This window comes from Kamptonema formosum PCC 10802 (assembly GCF_000332335.1).
Classification (GTDB): domain Bacteria; phylum Cyanobacteriota; class Cyanobacteriia; order Cyanobacteriales; family Oscillatoriaceae; genus Oscillatoria.
Genome location: NZ_KB235948.1, coordinates 1,723,737 through 1,741,543 on the forward strand (window position 1 = coordinate 1,723,737; position 17,807 = coordinate 1,741,543).

General features: G+C 49.8%; 13 protein-coding genes and 1 rRNA gene (1 of these 14 only partly in view). 10 read left to right on the top strand and 4 right to left on the bottom strand.

Annotated elements, in window-relative coordinates:
• Nucleotides 1-495: 495 nt before the first annotated feature.
• On the bottom strand, nucleotides 496-1,233 hold the full coding sequence (locus tag OSC10802_RS39075) for a hypothetical protein (protein WP_017716148.1): 738 nt from the start codon (nucleotides 1,231-1,233) through the stop codon (nucleotides 496-498).
• 158 nt (nucleotides 1,234-1,391) lie between these two features.
• Here OSC10802_RS39075 and OSC10802_RS49090 point away from each other — a divergent pair, with 158 nt between their 5' ends.
• From OSC10802_RS49090 to OSC10802_RS0107385, 3 genes are read left to right on the top strand one after another with little or no spacing between them, the layout of a single operon-like run.
• Nucleotides 1,392-1,556: a hypothetical protein gene (locus tag OSC10802_RS49090; RefSeq protein WP_017716149.1), complete on the top strand. Its 165-nt coding sequence runs from the start codon at nucleotides 1,392-1,394 to the stop codon at nucleotides 1,554-1,556.
• Nucleotides 1,553-3,793 (top strand): caspase family protein, encoded by a 2,241-nt coding sequence (locus tag OSC10802_RS44090; protein WP_052334296.1) that lies wholly within the window; start codon nucleotides 1,553-1,555, stop codon nucleotides 3,791-3,793. The genes OSC10802_RS49090 and OSC10802_RS44090 overlap by 4 nt, the downstream gene beginning before the upstream one ends.
• Nucleotides 3,794-3,798: 5 nt before the next feature.
• Complete coding sequence (locus OSC10802_RS0107385; RefSeq protein ID WP_155967436.1) at nucleotides 3,799-4,419, top strand: hypothetical protein; 621 nt, start codon at nucleotides 3,799-3,801, stop codon at nucleotides 4,417-4,419.
• A gap of 59 nt (nucleotides 4,420-4,478) precedes the next feature.
• Here the strand turns inward: OSC10802_RS0107385 and OSC10802_RS0107390 are convergent, their stop codons facing one another.
• Complete coding sequence (locus OSC10802_RS0107390) at nucleotides 4,479-4,931, bottom strand: hypothetical protein (RefSeq protein WP_017716150.1); 453 nt, start codon at nucleotides 4,929-4,931, stop codon at nucleotides 4,479-4,481.
• 292 nt (nucleotides 4,932-5,223) lie between these two features.
• On the opposite strand from OSC10802_RS0107390, the gene OSC10802_RS0107395 reads away from it, so the two are divergent.
• From OSC10802_RS0107395 to OSC10802_RS49095, 4 genes are all read left to right on the top strand, one after another.
• Entirely contained in the window at nucleotides 5,224-7,569 is a 2,346-nt protein-coding gene (locus OSC10802_RS0107395; protein WP_017716151.1) for a caspase family protein, read from the top strand.
• A gap of 449 nt (nucleotides 7,570-8,018) precedes the next feature.
• Nucleotides 8,019-10,892 (top strand): lipopolysaccharide kinase InaA family protein, encoded by a 2,874-nt coding sequence (locus tag OSC10802_RS0107400; RefSeq protein WP_044170005.1) that lies wholly within the window; start codon nucleotides 8,019-8,021, stop codon nucleotides 10,890-10,892.
• Between the two features lie 8 nt (nucleotides 10,893-10,900).
• Nucleotides 10,901-12,439 carry a hypothetical protein gene (locus tag OSC10802_RS0107405; RefSeq protein ID WP_017716153.1) on the top strand — a complete coding sequence of 513 codons (1,539 nt, stop codon included), beginning with the start codon at nucleotides 10,901-10,903 and terminating at the stop codon, nucleotides 12,437-12,439.
• Nucleotides 12,440-12,660: 221 nt separating this feature from the next.
• Nucleotides 12,661-12,837, top strand: coding sequence for a hypothetical protein (locus tag OSC10802_RS49095; RefSeq protein ID WP_232731640.1), 177 nt, complete (start codon nucleotides 12,661-12,663; stop codon nucleotides 12,835-12,837).
• A gap of 217 nt (nucleotides 12,838-13,054) precedes the next feature.
• On the opposite strand, the gene OSC10802_RS0107410 is transcribed toward OSC10802_RS49095, so the two are convergent.
• Nucleotides 13,055-13,864, bottom strand: coding sequence for an ABC transporter ATP-binding protein (locus OSC10802_RS0107410; protein WP_017716154.1), 810 nt, complete (start codon nucleotides 13,862-13,864; stop codon nucleotides 13,055-13,057).
• Between the two features lie 2 nt (nucleotides 13,865-13,866).
• The gene (locus OSC10802_RS0107415) at nucleotides 13,867-14,901 is read right to left on the bottom strand and encodes a FecCD family ABC transporter permease (protein WP_017716155.1); all 1,035 of its coding nucleotides are present in this window, start codon (nucleotides 14,899-14,901) and stop codon (nucleotides 13,867-13,869) included.
• A gap of 246 nt (nucleotides 14,902-15,147) precedes the next feature.
• On the opposite strand from OSC10802_RS0107415, the gene OSC10802_RS0107420 reads away from it, so the two are divergent.
• From OSC10802_RS0107420 to OSC10802_RS39085, 3 genes are all read left to right on the top strand, one after another.
• Nucleotides 15,148-15,393, top strand: a complete 246-nt coding sequence (locus OSC10802_RS0107420; RefSeq protein ID WP_017716156.1) for a hypothetical protein — start codon at nucleotides 15,148-15,150, stop codon at nucleotides 15,391-15,393.
• Between the two features lie 222 nt (nucleotides 15,394-15,615).
• Complete coding sequence (gene cax, locus OSC10802_RS0107425) at nucleotides 15,616-16,713, top strand: calcium/proton exchanger (RefSeq protein WP_017716157.1); 1,098 nt, start codon at nucleotides 15,616-15,618, stop codon at nucleotides 16,711-16,713.
• A 715-nt stretch (nucleotides 16,714-17,428) separates the two neighbouring features.
• A 16S ribosomal RNA gene (locus OSC10802_RS39085) occupies nucleotides 17,429-17,807 on the top strand; it runs 1,172 nt beyond the window's last position.

The window sequence follows — 17,807 nt, forward strand, 5'->3', positions numbered from 1 at the left end:
TATGCCATTAGTGTCCTAATCTAAGTTATAGCGGTTTGCATCTGGGTGAGGTACAGATATTAGATCCCCCCCTAGCCCCCCCTTAAAAAGGGGGGGAACTTTCTCAAAGCCCCCCAATCGTAGGGGCGGGCACGGGGGCACCGGTGTCAACTTAAGCTCCTGGCGATTGAAATCGCGGCTACACAAACGAAGTCCGCCTTCGCGGACTTAAGAGAAGAGCTAGAATCTTAAAACCCGCGCAGGCGGGTTTTGTCTGTATAGCTGCGGTTTCAACCGCCGGGAGACTACGAGACACAGCTTAAGTTGACACCAGTGGCACGGGGGCACCGCCCCTACGCTCATCGGGTTTATGAACCATAGTACATCAAACTGTGAACCGCTATAATACTGCTATATCTTTCTCTTGGCGTTCTTGGCGTCTTGGCGGTTCATTATTAAACTGGGATCGGAGGGAACTCCTGCAGCTTCTAGACTCCGTGCTAGCTAGGGAACGACCTAACTATTTACCTTAATTACAGACTGTAAAATTTTAACGGCCCACTCTTCCGCACTGATTCCCGACGCTTTGGCTGTTTCTAAAATTGCAGCTTGCAAAGAGAAAGGAATCTGCAACGTTAAACAGCAAGCCGGCTGAGTGCTTTCGCTCTCTTGCTGTTCTGTTGCATTTTTGGCAGCTGTTGTGTTATTTTGGAGTAAATCTTCTGGCATCGCTTCCCCATCTTGATCATGGGTGCTGGTTTTTCTACCTTTCCTGGAGCCATTCGTTAGCTGTCGGGGCTCCTGATATTCTTTGGCTATCTTGACAACGTGATGGTAGGTGATGCGGCCAGAAGGAGCCGTAGTGACAGCTTTAACCCAAGCTTCTCTTTGCTTCTCAGCCGGCAGAGCTGTCAGGGGGCGTGCTTGGCGTTCGTTAGCCGGCAGGGTTTCAATCCCTGCGCCGTGGCGCAGGTTTTCCATCAGGACAGCAGCCTCAATCAGCTGATAAGCGGAGCGCCAAGAAATCTGCCAGCGAGCGGGACAGTATTTTTCAAAAGAGCTGTAGTTCTGCCTGTACAGGCGTTTGTCCCGAATCTGCCTTAAAGCCTCTCCCATCTCCCAGAAGGCTTTTATCCCCCGCTGTACCTGAGCTTCCAGATTCTCCAGTTCTATTTGCTCCGGTTGAGTCAGTTCCTCAGATGCCGGCACAATTTGAGCCTCAGAGCGGGTGGTGTCCCCGTCTGTCTGTTTCATATACGCCCTCTCGAAAGTGATTCAGTTGAATGAGCCGTTCTCTGCAAGCCGTCAGAGCGGGCCACAGCCGGTGGCCCGCCGGTGGGGGAGAGCGAACTCCTAAATTACTCCTAAATTACTCCTGAAATCGTCCGCAGTATAGGTCGCTTAACAAAACTATGAAAATAGAACGCAATAAGAAACTTCAAATTTGGGTGAGCGAGGAGGAGTACGCTCGGCTCGATGCCGAGTCCGCCCGTCAGGGAATTCCGATTGCGCAAGTAGTGCGTTCTTTTATCCGCCAGCTGCCAGCCATTGACCTGTCTGAGGAGTCCGCTGTTTGAGGGGTGAGGCCCAAGGTTGGGTGCCGGCGGCGGGTGCAGGGGGAATTGCCGGCATCCTAAAAACCAGGGGCGGCGTCGAAAATAACCAGCCGCGAGTTAATTTAGATATCAGTAAGGGAAAAGTCTCAATGCAGCGAGATGCTCTGGTTGTTGGGATTAATCGCTATCCTTTTTTGAAAAAATTGCCAATCAGCGACGCTCAACACCTGACGGCGGCGGCAGCGGATGCGGAGGCAGTGGCTCGCCTGCTGGAAACTCACGGCAATTTTACGGTGCGGCGCTTTCCCAACTCTCTGATTGACGGCAAATTGCAGGTCGATCCGAAGGCACTGATGACGGCAGAGGAATTGGAAAAAGAGATCGCTCGCCTGTTCAATCCCAACACCGGCAGCCCCCCAGACGCGGCACTGCTGTATTTTGCCGGACACGGATTGCGGCGGGAAGTCACAGGCGGCGTCACCGAAGGCTATCTGGCAACCAGCGATGCCGGTCCGAGAAAAGAGAAATGGGGGGTGTCCCTGCAGTGGTTGCGCCAACTGCTGAAAAAGAGTCCCGTGCGGCAGCAGATTGTCTGGCTGGATTGCTGCAGGAGCGGCGAACTGTTTAACTTTGCCACGGAAGACTTACAGGTGGCGGACTCCGAGAAGGTGCGCTTTTTTATCGCCGCAGCCCGAGATTTTGAGGATGCCCACTCCAACTTAACGGGAGAACGCGGGGCGCTGACTGAAATTCTCCTGGATGGACTCGACCCCAGTGCCAAGGGTGCTGTCACCAGCGTCAGCCTCACGAAGTTTATCAACCGGCAACTGCTTCTCGTTCCCCAAAAGCCGATTATCCATTGTGACAAACGCCCACTCATCTATCTGACGGCAACTCCTGAGAAAAGACATTTATTAGAAAAGCGTTTGGGGAGTGGACCAGTTTCGCCAGATAGCGGCAGAATTCTCTCTCGCAGAGAATATCTGAACCGGCAGGGATTGCTGTCACAGGTGAAGAATGAGGTAGACAGTCGCCTGGAGCATTCGCTGCACAATGCGGTGCTGATTAATCTGGGGAAAGAGAAGCAACCGCAACAGGTGCAACGCCCTTGGGATGTAGAGGTGAAGGTTGGGAATCAGTCGCCGGTGGCGCTGCCCCAGAGGACGGAGATTATCGACGTATTTGACGATGAAACGATCGCTGGAAAGCTGCTGATTCTGGGTGCGCCGGGAAGCGGCAAGACGACGACTTTGCTAGAACTGGCGCGGGAGTTAGTCGAGCGGGCGGGATTGGATGCGAATCAGCCGGTGCCGGTGCTGTTTAACCTTTCGAGTTGGAAGGATGACAAGCAAACTATAGCGGAATGGTTAGTGGCTGAACTCAAGGATAAATATCGGGTTCGTCAGGATATTGGGCAAAAGTGGCTTGCCGGTGGCGAATTGTTGCCGTTGCTGGATGGGCTGGATGAGTTGGCATCGGAGCGGCAAGAGAAATGCGTGAGAGAGATCAATCGGTTTATAGGGAGTGAGGTGCAGTCGCGCCATCTGGTCGTGTGCAGTCGCCGTGAAGAGTACGAACAGTACGAAACTCAGTTAGAACTGAATGGTGCCATTTGCTTGCAATCTCTAACTGAGGCACAGATTCAGAAGTATTTGGAGGGTGCGGGACGTTCAGAACTCTGGCCCAGTATCGAAGCTGATTTCCAGCTCTTGGAATTGGCTAAGTTTCCACTGCTGCTGGCAATCATAACTTTGGCGCTAGCCGGTGAAGAACTATCCGTTGAAGAATGGCACAAATGTTCTTCTGCTGAAACCCGCCGCCGGTATTTGTTTGATGCTTATATTGCGCAAATGCTGAGACGAAAAATCAAAGCGCAGTGGTATGCCAAAGGCAAGGAGCCTCGCGAGGCTAATATAAAAAATTGGTTGACTTGTCTTGCTAAAAGGCTTACAGAAGATTCTCAAACTGAGTTTTTAATAGAGCGAATGCAGCCCGCTGCTTGGCTGCCGGCTACTTGGCGCGACCGTCAAATTTACGCTCTGGGAGTGGGGGGAATTTTGGGACTCATTGCCGGAGCGGTCTTTGCGCTCTTTTACCTCTTTCCCTTAATTACCTTCCTGCCTTTTCCTTTATTAATAAAAACCCCTGCTGGCAGAATAGCAATATTTGCCTCTTTGTTTATAGGTATATGTTTTGGATTAATTTTTTGGCTGCTCTTTTATTTAACTTTCGGACAAGAAAAAAAAATCAACCTGTAGAGACTTTGAATGTGACAGTAGGGAGTATAGGAAAGTCTCTAATTCTTGGACTGATTCTGGCACCGATAAGTTCGATCATCGTTGAACCATTATTGCGTTTGAGCGGTTCGCCAATAAGGGCAAAACCGATTTTTTTTCTTTTAATTATCGCGCCCCTTATGATGATAATTTCACAAATGCCCGGCCCTGAAATAGAAACAATAAAAACCCCTAATCAAGGCATTTGGGAGTCCTTAAAAGCAGCGCTCATCTTCGCCTTAATCGGAGCAACAACGTTAGGGTTATCCGCTTTCCTGATGAGGGAACAGCTGTTTGTAGTTTTTGTCTCATGGATGTGGAAATCCTCGGGGGTGATGCCATCTTTTGTATTGTCTCCAGTGCAAACCGCCGGTCTTGTTTTACCGGCCATACTGGTAGGGCTGTGTTTTGGGCTGAGTCAAGCCGGCACAGCCTGCATTCAACATTTCAGCCTGCGCGTCGTTCTCTACTGCAAGGGCTTTATTCCCTGGAACTATGCCCGGTTTCTCAACTATGCCACCCAGCGAATGATCCTGCAACGAGTCGGCGGGCGCTATCGTTTCATCCATCGCCTGCTGCAAGACCATTTTGCCAATATGGGGCAATAGTGGTTGGTAGCGATGGACACTTAGCGATCGCTCTTGGGAATACGGATAGCAATACACCCCTACTGCCCCAGCACCTTCACCACGCGATCGATCCAACGCAGGGAGCCGATTTTCTTCTGCGGGTTGTCATCCTTGAGGACCTTAATGGCAATCTGGATAACTTTTTCAACAATTTTTCGATTGGCGAAATCCCGATCGTCACCGCGGATTTCAATTTTACGCTCAAACAACACCTGGGTCACTTCCTCATCTGTCGGTAATAACTGTTGCCTGACTTTTTCAGCCACAGTCAAAAGGCTAGAGTGTGCCGATTGAAAAGCTGCATTAAGGGCATCATTACTGGTTATAATCGCCATTAAGCCTTCTTCAATAAACTCCCAATCGTCAGGATCTAGTTCAAGTTGCTCCCCAACCTCGAATAGGTTGGATTGTTCTAAGGAACTCAGGGAAACTTTTGGACTTTTCAAAGCCAGCAATAGAGCAAGTAATGTGTTAAAGGCAGTGGAGTTCATCGCGCAATCGTGCTAATTTAGATATCAAGTCACAATTGTAATAGATGCTGAGGATGTGAAACGATCAGTTGTAGTCGCTGGTGAATAGATAAGTACAAATACGCATGACTGTAAAAAACTGTAAAAATAGCTGTTTCGATAGCTAGTAGGGGTGGCGCAATTTTTACAAAAAGTTACAGACTGTAGAGGAATTAGCCTGAAATACTTAGCAAGGGTTTGCTCTTTATGATGTATTCGGTGAGCCAATGGGGTAATATATCCAAATGAGCCAATCTTAGTTGATGAGGGAAAGATGAAGCGACACGCTTTAGCAGTTGGCATCAATCGTTATCCCTTCCTGAAGGCTGGGGGTAACACCACACATCTGAGAACCCCAGCAACTGATGCAGAGACGATCGCTCAGCTTTTAGAAACCTACGGTGGCTTTAGGTTGCGACGACTGCCCGAAGGTATCAACGATGGTAAGAGACAAGTCGATGTCGCTGGCCTAGTTACGGCAGCAGGACTGCAAGAAGCTATTACTCACTTATTCTGTCCAACAGGAGGCTACATCCCAGATACAGCACTGCTATTTTTTGCAGGACAGGGTTTGCAGAACCAACGTGAGGGGCTGACAGAAGGCTTTTTAGCAACCAGCGACGCTTCTCCGAGAAAAGATAATTGGGGCGTTTCTCTCCATTGGTTGTGCGAAGTTTTATTAAAAAGTCCAGTAAAACAGCAAATTGTCTGGCTGGATTGTTGCTATAGCGGGGAGTTGTTGAATATTTTGACAGCGGCAGAGTTAAAAAATTGGCTTTCAGGGGGTGATCGCTGTTTAATAGCTGCTTCTCAAGATAATCTAAATTATGCTATAGGCGAGCGCGGTGTCTTGACCAATGTATTATTACAGGGGCTTGACCCCCTGCAGCAACCACAAGATGAGTGGATAAGCAGCTGGACGCTCATAACGTTTCTCAGGAAACAATTAGAAACTAATCCCGTTTTAAAACTCCAGATTCCTTTGTGCCGAACCTTTGGGGAAGAGATTCGATTTTGGCCCGGTCAGAGACGGTTGTTGGTGTCAAATAGTGCTTTGAATTTAGGAAAACGCGCTGCAGCAATAAAGCGCTCCGCACTGGTAGTTGGCATTAATCGCTATCCATTTCTAAAAGATTCACCCACAAGCGAAGCTCAACATATAACAACAGCAACAACCGATGCTGAGGCGATCGCCCGTCTTCTCGAACTCTACGGAGACTTTGAGGTCACTAGACTCCCTTCTTGGCCAGATATATCCCAATTCAATCCAACAGAACTGGTAAAAGCAGAAGACCTTCAAACTGCTATTGAGCAATTATTCAGGCCAACTGCAAGTCAAATTCCTAATACAGCGCTGCTGTTTTTTGCCGGTCGCGGACTGCGGCGGGAGTACGAGAATGGAGAATCAGAGGGTTTTCTAGCAACCAGTGACTCAAATTTTAGAAAGCGCTGGGGCATTTCTCTCAAATGGCTTCGGGAGTTATTGCAAAAGAGTAAAGTGTCCCAGCAGATTGTTTGGCTTGATTGTGGGTTCAGTGGTGAATTTTTAAACTTTAATCAGTCCCGTGAAATTAAAAAAGGGCAGAGTCGTTGTTTCATCGTTGCGGCACAGCGAGCGGAGCAAGCTCATGCGCGTGACGGGCGAGGATTATTAACTAGCGCTCTCCTCCAAGGAATTACCCCTAAAAATAATTTGGAACCCATAGATAACTACTCTCTGACTAATTTTATTAAGGATTTTTTTAAAGAAGAAACTCTTCAATATCCTGATTTTATTAATCTTGGCGACGAAATTATTTTAACGGGAAGTGAGGGGGTTATGCAATACCTACATTCCCAACACCCACTGCATCAATTGTGGGAAAATACAGAAGAATGGTTTTCCAACGATTATGAAAATTTACTTGTCAAACATAGCGCTGCCGAAATTTACGAATATTTTGAATCCGATCCCCTTCGAGCCAACCGATATAAAGCAGAAATCGAGAAGGCCATAGGTTGTAATTTCCCCGAAATTTGGTTCCAAACAAGGGATTCTATTCAAAATATACACGAATCGCTGAAGCACCTTTGTGGGGCTTTTTTCTGCGGACAGACGAAGAATCCAGGCCGTCGTCACATTTCTATTGGCTCCGCATACTTAATCGCGTTGATGGCTCATCAAAAGGCGTGGGGAAATGTACAACCCTTAACTAAAAGCGTTCCTAATTGGGCCAACTTGACACAAGCTACCAGTCCGTTGTTTCCTTGGCAAGACCCAGCTACCGCCCAAACATCGGCTATGGCCCTGTATGACCTCTTTCTTCGCTTATTTGAAAAACGCAGTCAAGAGGTTGAGTCCCAAGTGAAGACAGCATTTTTTGACAACTCGGGTAAAATACTGAAAATCCAATTCAAGTGGAAAGCCAATCAAGCGTCTGAGAATCGTCCGGATAGTCTGGCCCAGGGGGTAGCTCGAATTCTTAACCAAGAGAACATCTCAGTCCCGGATACGGCTAGCAACACCAGAACCGCGATTTTGCGGTTGTGGAGAAATATGCTGGTTAGTGAGGAAGGTTTTATGAGTCCTGGGGTTGTCTATATGCAAGGACCATTGCTTGTAGTATCATCTACTAATTAAAGGAGGAAAATTTCATGGTAGCATCAGAAAACACTGTCCACCCCCTCACAGCTTGTGTTGTTTGTATGGATAGCGACAGATCGTCAAAATGGGTAAAGCTGCTGCTGAGCGGTGGCTTCGCTGAAATTTATGTAATCTCATCGGCTAACGATTTTACAAAAATCACGCCAGACGATCCGGATGGAGAAGGTTTATCGAAAGAAAAATTCCCCGATCGAGTTAACGCAACTTTTATTCATTCCTCAGATGCTAATTTATGGGATGACAGTGGTATAAAAGCTGACCATGCGTTTCAATTTAGCGCGCCAGGTGTTTTCTCTAGGAGAAGACGCTCAAGACCATATTTAGGAAACCCTATTTTTAGAGAAACTGCGCCTAAATTTGACATTTCAGATGCTGATATAGCCCAAGCCGTTAAATTTTTAAGACAGCAGGGAAAATTACCCCAAATGTGCGAGGAACAAAAAAAAGTCTATGAAGAAGAACTTAAGGCTGACAATCAAAAGGCAGATGAATGGCAAAAGGAATTTCATAGGGAGTTAATTGAAACTCCAGCGGACAGCAGAAGCTCGAAACAAAAGATATTTTCATTGCTTAATTTTCTAAAAACTACTGCAGACGAAAATGTGAGAACCGATTTGCTAGATGATATAAAACCCCATCGCTATGTAGGAGGGATAAAACCAATTATTTATGTTTTCGATGACTATAACAATTATCTGGTGCGCAAAAACAATTTATATCAACATAACAGCCACATCAAAAAATCAGAAATTGGTAAATACTATCGGGACAAGCAGACAGAAAATTTGACTGAGGATCAATTTGCAGAGATATTGGATGGATTTTGCCGGTTTAATTTAAACAACTTGTCTGTAATATTTGATGTTAAAGCGCTGCCCCTTTGGATTCCGGCTGGGATGGAGTCGAGCTATGAGCTAATTTATTCGGCACTGCCCTTTGACCAAATCGAGCGCGACCGCCCCCACATTGCGGCCTTCTTAGTTGACTTAGAGTGGAGGCCAACCTTATTCGATCCTTCAGAAGAAAATAATAAAGATAAATGGACAGGAATGGGCTTCCGCGCTATTCATGTACTATGTGAAAAGTATCCTGAAATTCCCTCATTTGTCTTAACGGGCCTACAAGACGAACCAGACAAATCAAACAAGGAATTGGTCGCTCCTGAAGACATCGGAGAAGGTTCTTTGGCATACCTGGAAAAAGCTTTGACTTACGGAGCGTCTTGGGGTTTTTACAAAGACATAAACCACCACAGAAAATTCGATCTAGTTAAAGGTAAAAAAGATAGAACGTCAAAGCAGCCTCTTTATTATATTACCCTCGAACGCCAACTAGAAGCCGATGCCGAGAAGCGCTACAGTCCCTTATTAGGAGAAATTCTCATCCCTAAGCAGTTGAAGGTTGACCCCATTACTCCAGAAGTTAACAGATTATTCAACCAACTTGATATCAAAAAGCCAATCGGTAGCTGTAGTAAGGGTAAAGCGTTTTTACAGCTAATCGCTGAACTGTTCCGCAGTGGGGATGAAGTTGAACCCGTTAAGGTTCTCACTTCGGGCAAATCACTGGCTCAAGCCACCTTTTTTGTGAAGCCGAAAGACCAAGCAACGCGCTTCATCAAAATTGGCCCCTGGCTCAGTATCCAGCGAGAGTATCTCGCCTATCAGCAAATTATCCAGCCCCGACTCAACAGTTACACTGCCGGGATCATCCGCAAACCTGTTATGAGTAAAGGTGATGGCGAGCAAATCCCCACCGGCGCACTGATGTATTCTCTGGCGGGATTCCCCGAAGACTATCAACGCTTGCGTCCCCTGCATGACCTAATGAAGCAGCAACTCAACCAACCGGCAGGGGGAGATTACCTCGTGAGTCGCATTCAAAATACTCTGGAAAAAGTCCTCAAACCCCTATCTCACTCCGGAATAGCCCAATCTGAACTCAAAACGGAAAAACTTCCTCTCTGGCAGTGGCTCGGTCACGCGCTGCCACCTCTATCGGGCGTATTGATCCCCCTAGAATTTGTTTCTGCTGACGATTTAGAGATCCCCAGCGACAGTGCTAATCAGTCCAGCGAAGGCAAAAAGCGCAAGGTGAAGCCGCTGCAATCCTATATTGCCCTGGGGTACAAAGAAAATGTCGCTTGGACTCTGGCATCGTTTGAGCTGGAGAGGCAACAGAAAATCGGCAAACAAGACCTTTCCCCGTGGGACGATCGCGCAACGTTTGAAAATGCTGAGAAAATCTTGCTCTCTGGCTGGCACCTGCTAGAAGTTAGCGCCCAGGAAGGGGAGTTTGCTGAAGGTTCTGTTATGTTAGCCCATCCCGATCTGGGACTTCGCATCAAGCTGCGGGGCAGAGGTCGAGACATTTGCCGGCGGTTTGGCGCGACTTGGATTCGTCCGGGAATGCCGGTGGAGGTGCTGGCGTGTCTCGACGCTGAAAGCCAAGAAGTCAAAAAGATGCAAGACAGAATTTTCAGTGTAGCCTTAGCAGAGGAGGCTTTCCCAAAAGAAAAGCAAGATAGTAAGAATATTGAACAACTGCTGAACAGTGTCCAGACAGTCAGCAAGGAAAAACTGCCCAATCCGTTTGATTATTTTGGCGATCGCTCCCAAATCCCCTACCACTACACCCTCTCCGCCCATATTGGGGCCATTCACGGAGACTTTAACCTGCAAAATATTCTGTTTGGCAGCGAACAGGAACAGGTGGGGTGGTTGATTGACTTCGAGCGATCCCAGGATCGGGGCATGGTGGCCTTTGACTTCGCCAAGCTGGAAGTAGAAATCTGGAATCACCACCTGACGCCCTCTCTGGCCAATCTGGCCAATCTCTGGCCCAACGGTGGCTCAGACAAGGCTCATTACCGGTTGCTGGATGCGGCGCTGAGGGCTGTGGAATTTGAGGGAAACAGCGCTGAATTTTTTGCTGCCCAATTGGCCCAACCCGATCTAGCCGCATCTCAAACCTTGACCCTGCCGGTCGGTAACGCCCTCAAGGCGATCGCCGCCATCCGCCGGTTTGCCCTCAAAACCTGCAAGCTAGATATGGCAGAACTCCGGTGGGCGCTGTCTGCCTATTTCCTCAATTCGTCCAAGTTTCCAGATATCGATCCCTGGTCTTCGATTTTTGCCTTTCTCGCTTCAGCATGGCACTTGCAAGCTGTCATCCCTCAAGCAAATTCCGGAGAATATGACAATATTTTCCAAAAAATCAAGCTCGGCAGTCGGGGGCAAACTTTACAGCGACAAATTGACGGACTTTTAATCAAAATGCGAAATCATCGTGGAGAGTAATCAAACTTATGACCGGCATAAAACTTAACGAATTTACCGCCGCAATGTCTGAATCCCCTATGGCGGAGCGATTGCAAAATCTGTGGGGACATGCAGAGCGATGGGATGTGGCTTCTACAGGGTGCGTTGCCAATATTACGCCGATTTTTGGCTATCTTTGGCTGATGGTTGCCGCAACTCCACCCAACAGGCAAAACAGCGAAACCTCTATGTATGTCACCAAGTTACCTTCTAAAGGGGGCAGTTGTGGCACGGTGGATATTTTGGAAAGTGGTGGCTTGTCTTTTCCAAGCGACGCACAGGCGATCGCGCAGCAATGTAAAAAGGAGCTGGGCGTTATTTGCCAGCCCACTGACGATTTAGCCCCAGTGGACAAAGAGTTGATGCGCGTGCGAGGCTTAACCAACTTGATGACTAACTTTCCTTTAGTCTATGCCTCTATTCTTTCTAAGCGTATCGCGATCGGCTGCACTCACTGCATTGTAGATGTCAAGTTAGGTCAAGCGACTAAAATGCTCTCTCCCAGGATGGATGAGAAGCAGATTCAATTAGTGACGAATGATTACTTTAATGAACAGGGCGAACAAAGGCTAGTTATTGACCAGCGGGAAATCTTAAAGGAGTTTAAAAGTCTCCTTTCTGAGGTAGTAGGCGGGACAAATAAGGAGTTTCCGGACCTGAAAGAACAGCCCTGGATTGTGCAACTATGCCAAGATTCAAAGCAACCAGGCGGCGAGTCAAAACTCAATCAACTCAAAGAGATTCGCTGGTTGCTGACAAATTCCAGTATGCCCCAATGTCGGGCTATCGGCAGGCAGCTAATTTTGATTCATATTGACGAACTGATTTCTGGGAAAAGAGGCAAGGGAGAACATTTAGAAGATTTGCTGGATGAAAATTTGTTAAACCAGCCAACCGAATACAAAAAACTATATTGCGATATTCTTCCCAAGATATGCGGAATCAATGAAGTTGAATTGGCCGTATGGGAAGAGCTGAAAGAACAATGGCGTAAGTTGAAGAAGTGCTTGCCCAAACTGGAATCAAATTGCCGGCATAGGGACAGTCTTCTAGCTTCATCGGAGGAGGCGGAAGCGAATGTTAAAAATGATGACAAGGAGTTTACTGTCCAGAAATATCTATACGAACCCACCTATGATTCTCTGGAAAAAAGCTATCCAGAGGGACAAGAAGAAGATTTAAAGATTGTCACTTTTGGGCTTTATCCCTATCAGTTGGCAGCTAAAGATAAGGTAAAAATCAAGTGCATGGATGCTTACGCGCTGGATAAGTTGTTTGGGTGGCTGTGTGGAGAAAACCCCTACGATCCGGAAGTAGGAATCTGGCTGCACAAGTTGCCTGGAGAAGAAGTAGAAAAAACCACCAATAATCAGCCAGATGAGCGGCAAAAAAAGCACTATAAAAAGCTTGCTGCTTGCGGCTTATGGCAACAGCCTATAATCTCTATTTTCTATCGCCCTAGCCGGTGTTCTGAATCAGAGGTCTTTGCAAAAGCAAGGGAATTTTTGTGCCGTGTGAAAGTCTAAATACCGCCCAGAGAATTGACATATCTGCCCTTTCAGGCAGAGCCTGGAAACGCCGCGTTCTTGAGGCTCTGCCTCCTTAAGTAGCAACTTGGGTTATTTACAGGACTTACGCAGCTACACTTAATGTGGTGTGGGGTGGGTTACGCTATCGCTAACCCACCCTACGAGCTGCAAGCTGAAGCATGCGCTCTCGCGTCAGCGCGTGGGGTTTAACTGGAGCAATGGCCATAACCAAGCGACTGCGACGAGTAAGTTTAGGAACCACCGCTACAGTCATGACTGTCAAAGCCATTATAGCGACAACAGACACTCTCCACTTTTTTTTCATCGGTTTGATTATCTGTTGTGGTGGCAGTTCTGCCGGCGAACGCACAGCCACTCAGACGCCGCCTCAATAACCATCACGCTGGTGACTCTTTCGATTAGCAGTATAGCATCCCCCGCCAGTCAAAAGACAAATACGGTAAGCCCCCCTCCCCGTATTGGCGAGCGAGTTTTGCTAACCCCTCAAAAGGTGCCACCGGCACCCTCACAATCCCCCAATCCCCCAATCCCGGCTCCCTCCCCCAATCTCATAACTCCACAGTCAATATGCCTGCCCTACAAGAAATGGCTTTACAAAAAAGTGACGCTCCCATCTGAAGTAACCTCACAAGGGGCGACCGGAAAAATTTGCAACCCAACCGGCGTATCCATAACGATAACTTCCACATCAAAAACCTGAGCGAGATTTTCCCGAGTCAGAACCTTTGCCGGCGTGCCGATATCCCAAAGACGCCCCTGCTTGAGGAGAGCGATGCGCGAACTGTACCGCGCTGCCAAATTTACCTCATGCAGCACAGTGATAATCGACAGCCCTTGCTGCCGGTTGAGCTCTTTGAGCAGTTCCAGCAGTTGCAGCTGGTAGTGAATATCCAGATAAGTCGTCGGCTCATCCAAAAGTAGCACACGCGGAGACTGGGCGAGCGCCAGCGCCAGAAAAGCCCGCTGGCGCTCCCCCCCCGAAAGCTGCTCCACAAGACGCTCGCTAAACTCTACCAGCCCCGTCTCGACGAGCGCCTCCTCAACTAATGCCCGATCTTCAGCATCCAATTCCCACTGCCACCAAGGCTGGTGGGGCGAGCGCCCCAGACTCACCAGCTGGCGCACCGTCAGCCCAGCCGGAATCGCTTGCTGTTGCGGCAAAAGCGCCAGTTTTCGCGCCACCGCCTGTGCCGGCTCGCTGTGAATCGCTCTCCCATCCAAAAGAACCGCACCCCCGACAGGCTGCAGGATGCGGCTGAGGAGTTTCAGCAGAGTGGACTTGCCCGAACCGTTCGCGCCCACCAGACTCAGCCACTCGCCCGCGCCGAGAGTGAAGTCAATTTCCTGAACAATTGGCGTTGCGCTGTAACCGCCGGCAAGATTTTGAGCTTCTAAAGGCATAACTAGAAATTTCTGGAACCAGAACGACTCGATAGCAACCAGACAAACAAAGGAGATCCTAGCAGTGCCGTAACAGAACCCACCGGCAGCTCCACCGCCCCCAAGCGAGACAGAATATCAGCAAAAGTCAGCACAAAAGCGCCGCCAACCGCCGAAAGCGGCAAAACCCAGCGGTAGTCCGCGCCCACGAGCAGCCGGACGCCGTGAGGCACCACCAGCCCCACGAATCCAATCAAGCCGGCGACACTCACCGCACCGGCAGCCAGCAGAGTGGCCACTGCCCCAATTAAAAGGCGAGCTCGCAGCAAAGAAAACCCCAGCCCCACCGCCAGATCGTCCCCCAAATTCAAAACATTCACCGATCTTGCCAGCAGACAGCCGCCCAGGAGCGCCGCCACAATATAAGGAGCAGCCACTGTAACTTCTGACCAGCCCCGTCCGTTGAGACTGCCAATCAGCCAGTTGAGGGCGAGCTGAACCCTGCCATCATCCGCCAGCAGCAGCAGAGTTGACTGAATAGCGCCAAATAGGGAGCTCACCGCAACGCCGCCCAAAACCAGCCGCTCCACCGCAATCCCGCCGCGAGTGCGAGCCAGAAAATAGACTAGCGCCGCCGTCAGCACCGCACCAACCCAAGCTGCCACCGGCACCCAAGCGGCAAAGACGCCCAAAGTCACCAGCCCCACTGCCACCAAACCCGCGCCGGCAGAAATCCCCAGCAAAAAGGGATCGGCGAGTCCATTGCGCAGCATACCCTGGAGCAGCGCGCCCGACATTCCCAAAGCCGCCCCAACCGTCAGCCCCGCCATTGTCCGAGGCAGCCGCAGATCCCAGATAATAGTCTGGTAAATCGGATCGCCTTTGTGCTGCAAGGCTTGCCACAGCTGGGCCAAACTCACGGAAACCGCACCCTGAGACAGGGAAAACCCAACCGTCAAAACCAAGCACCCTCCTAAGAGGATGCAGGCTTGCAAGACTCTGCTGAGCGAGAAAGCTTTTGCCACCGGCTCGAAAACCGATACATTCTTTGACCCCATTGCGCTCCTTGCGTCACAAATTTTCCTCTGATCCCTCTGTGTGAAGCTTAAAACATTCAGGCTGTAGGGTGCGTTCCCCCCTGGGGAACGCTACTATCCCCACCGCACACGCCCGGCGCAATGGACAATCGTGCCGGTGCGGCGGGCCGGCAGCTTGCTATTTTACAGTTTACGATTAAATGATTTTTAAAAAAGTCCGAGTTTAGACCTGTTTTGTATATATGTCTTCTACCGGAAGATATAAAATTGGCTTCTGAGGGGCCCCCGAAATGGCCATTTGAGTGTGCCGGTGTGCCGGTGGGCCACGGAGCAACCGCCCCGATTGCGGGATATCGCGATAAATTTTACAGCTTCCGATTAAATGATTTTCAAAAAAGTCCGAGTTTAGACCGGTTTTGTATATATGTCTTCTACCGGATGATAGAAAATTTGCTTCTGAGCTGTCCCCCAGATGGCCATTGGACTGTGGTGCCGGTGATACCCAAGGCGTAGGACAGGCGTCTCGCCTGTCCCTGGCCTGTCCCTGGCCTGTCCCTGGCCTGTCCCTGGCCTGTCCCTGGCCTGTCCTGCAGCGTGCGGCGGGTGCGGCGAGGGTGTCTTCCCCGATTGGGCTAAAAAGGCTATATTTGCCGGTGTGGGGCCGAACGACTGTTTGCTCCTACAATTTGTTGGGGGTATTCTATCACAGAATCTCGATTCTTTCAACCCTAATCTATGACAGTCAAGAAAATTTTATCTTACGTTTTGTTAATATTCGTGCCGATTTCAATAGCGGCTGAATATTTGCACTGGGGGACGATGACGGTGTTTGTCACGTCGGGTATAGCGATTGTCCCGCTGGCAATCTGGCTGAGCACTGCGACGGAAGAAGTTGCGATTGTGACGGGCCCTTCTATTGGGGGGCTGTTAAATGCGGTGTTCGGAAATGCGACTGAGCTGATTATTGCGTTTGTGGCGCTGAAAGAGGGTTTGGTTGACATTGTGAAGGCGAGTATTACTGGCACGATTATCAGTAACTTGCTGCTGGTGATGGGGCTTTCCATGTTGTTGGGAGGTTTGCGCTACAAGGAACAGGAATTTCAGCCGGTTGTGGCGCGGGTGAACGGTTCCTCGATGACGCTGGCGGTGACGGCGCTGGTTTTGCCGACGACGGTGATTTACACTTCCAGTGGGGTGGAGCCGGGGGCGATTACCAATCTCTCTATTACGGTGGCGGTGGTGCTGGTTGCGGTTTACGCTCTGACGCTGGTGTTTTCTCTGGGCACTCACAGCTACCTTTATGATGTGGGGCTGGTTGAGCTGGAGGGAGAAGCGCCGAAGGCTGAGAGCGGTGAGCCGGCTGAGCACAAGCCGAATTTGTGGCTCTGGCTGGGCGTGCTGGCAATCTCTACTGTGGCGGTGGCGTTCGAGTCGGAGATTTTTGTCGGCGTGGTGGAGGAAGCAACTCAGGGGCTGGGGCTGACTCCGCTGTTTACGGGGGTGATTCTTTTGCCTCTGGTTGGCGGCGCTGCAGAATATGTGACGGCGGTGAGTGTGGCCATTAAGAACAATATGGATCTGTCGGTTTCGGTGGCGATGGGTTCTAGCCTGCTGGTGGCTCTGTTTATGGCTCCGCTTTTGGTTCTCGTCGGGGTGGCCATTGGGCAGCCTATGGATTTGAATTTCAATCCGTTTGAGGTGGTGGCTGTGGCTGTGGCGGTGGCGATTGCCAATCTGATCAGTTTGGACGGGCGCTCTAACTGGCTGGAGGGGGGGCTGCTGCTGGCTACTTATATGGTTTTAGGGGCGGCTTTCTATTTTCACCCGGCGTAGGAGGGATGTGGCGCGCTGCCGGTGGGGATGGCTCTCGGATGCCGGTGGCAGCTGGGGGGGCGGTGGGGCTGCCGGTGGCCCGAAATGTGCCTTACCGGACAGCCTCCGCCCTGGGTGAGGGCCGGCTCTGCCGCCGCTCCCCCCTGAACCGTACAAAAAAAGTAGGGTTATCCGTACCAAAAAGTTCGGTTGTGTCTCTCCCGAAGCGGGATTTATCTGTTACAGTAATAAAGCGCCGAAAAAAACCAGCGTTCGCGCTTGGGTCTGGAAGCGCACCGAACCAGGAAAAAATAATAGTTTGAAAGCCAGAAAGCACGCTAAAACTTTTAAGCTGTTGGGTTGGCTTTGGGCGCACGTCACTAGCCGGTGGGATGATGCGAGATATGTGAGCCGCAGGAAAAATTTCGGTTCCGCTCGCTCAGTCTCCAGGAATAGGATGTGTTTCTAAATAACAGCGCTTCCGAAGATCCAGAAGCGATTCACTCTCGTGTGAGCGGGCGGTGAAAAAAACTTCGAGGAAATTCGGAAAAAAGCTTGACAAGCTGAAAGCTGCCATGTTAGATTGAGAGAGTGTCAGGGGAGCGCCCCGAAGACACGCCCGAACCAAGAAAAACCAATAGTTTGAAAGCCAAAGCAAGATATTCAATCCTCGTCAAAAGAAATCAGTCTTTGGGGGAAACCCCGGGACAATAGCAAAGATACAAACTCTTAAAACAAAATGGAGAGTTTGATCCTGGCTCAGGATGAACGCTGGCGGTCTGCTTAACACATGCAAGTCGAACGGGAGGAGCAATCCTCTAGTGGCGGACGGGTGAGTAACGCGTGAGAATCTGCCTTCAGGTCGGGGACAACAGCTGGAAACGGCTGCTAAGACCCGATGTGCCGAAAGGTGAAAGATTTATCGCCTGAAGATGGGCTCGCGTCCGATTAGCTAGTTGGTAGGGTAAGAGCCTACCAAGGCGACGATCGGTAACTGGTCTGAGAGGACGACCAGTCACACTGGGACTGAGACACGGCCCAGACTCCTACGGGAGGCAGCAGTGGGAATTTCCGCAATGGGCGAAAGCCTGACGGAGCAAGACCGCGTGAGGGAC

What these genes read in the sequence shown, in the direction of transcription:
- OSC10802_RS39075 (WP_017716148.1), bottom strand. Translation starts at nt 1,233, where the DNA reads ATGAAACAGACAGACGGGGACACCACCCGCTCTGAGGCTCAAATTGTG.
- OSC10802_RS49090 (WP_017716149.1), top strand. Translation starts at nt 1,392, where the DNA reads ATGAAAATAGAACGCAATAAGAAACTTCAAATTTGGGTGAGCGAGGAG.
- OSC10802_RS0107390 (WP_017716150.1), bottom strand. Translation starts at nt 4,931, where the DNA reads ATGAACTCCACTGCCTTTAACACATTACTTGCTCTATTGCTGGCTTTG.
- OSC10802_RS0107395 (WP_017716151.1), top strand. Translation starts at nt 5,224, where the DNA reads ATGAAGCGACACGCTTTAGCAGTTGGCATCAATCGTTATCCCTTCCTG.
- OSC10802_RS0107400 (WP_044170005.1), top strand. Translation starts at nt 8,019, where the DNA reads ATGTGCGAGGAACAAAAAAAAGTCTATGAAGAAGAACTTAAGGCTGAC.
- OSC10802_RS0107405 (WP_017716153.1), top strand. Translation starts at nt 10,901, where the DNA reads ATGACCGGCATAAAACTTAACGAATTTACCGCCGCAATGTCTGAATCC.
- OSC10802_RS49095 (WP_232731640.1), top strand. Translation starts at nt 12,661, where the DNA reads ATGGCCATAACCAAGCGACTGCGACGAGTAAGTTTAGGAACCACCGCT.
- OSC10802_RS0107410 (WP_017716154.1), bottom strand. Translation starts at nt 13,864, where the DNA reads ATGCCTTTAGAAGCTCAAAATCTTGCCGGCGGTTACAGCGCAACGCCA.
- OSC10802_RS0107415 (WP_017716155.1), bottom strand. Translation starts at nt 14,901, where the DNA reads ATGGGGTCAAAGAATGTATCGGTTTTCGAGCCGGTGGCAAAAGCTTTC.
- cax (WP_017716157.1), top strand. Translation starts at nt 15,616, where the DNA reads ATGACAGTCAAGAAAATTTTATCTTACGTTTTGTTAATATTCGTGCCG.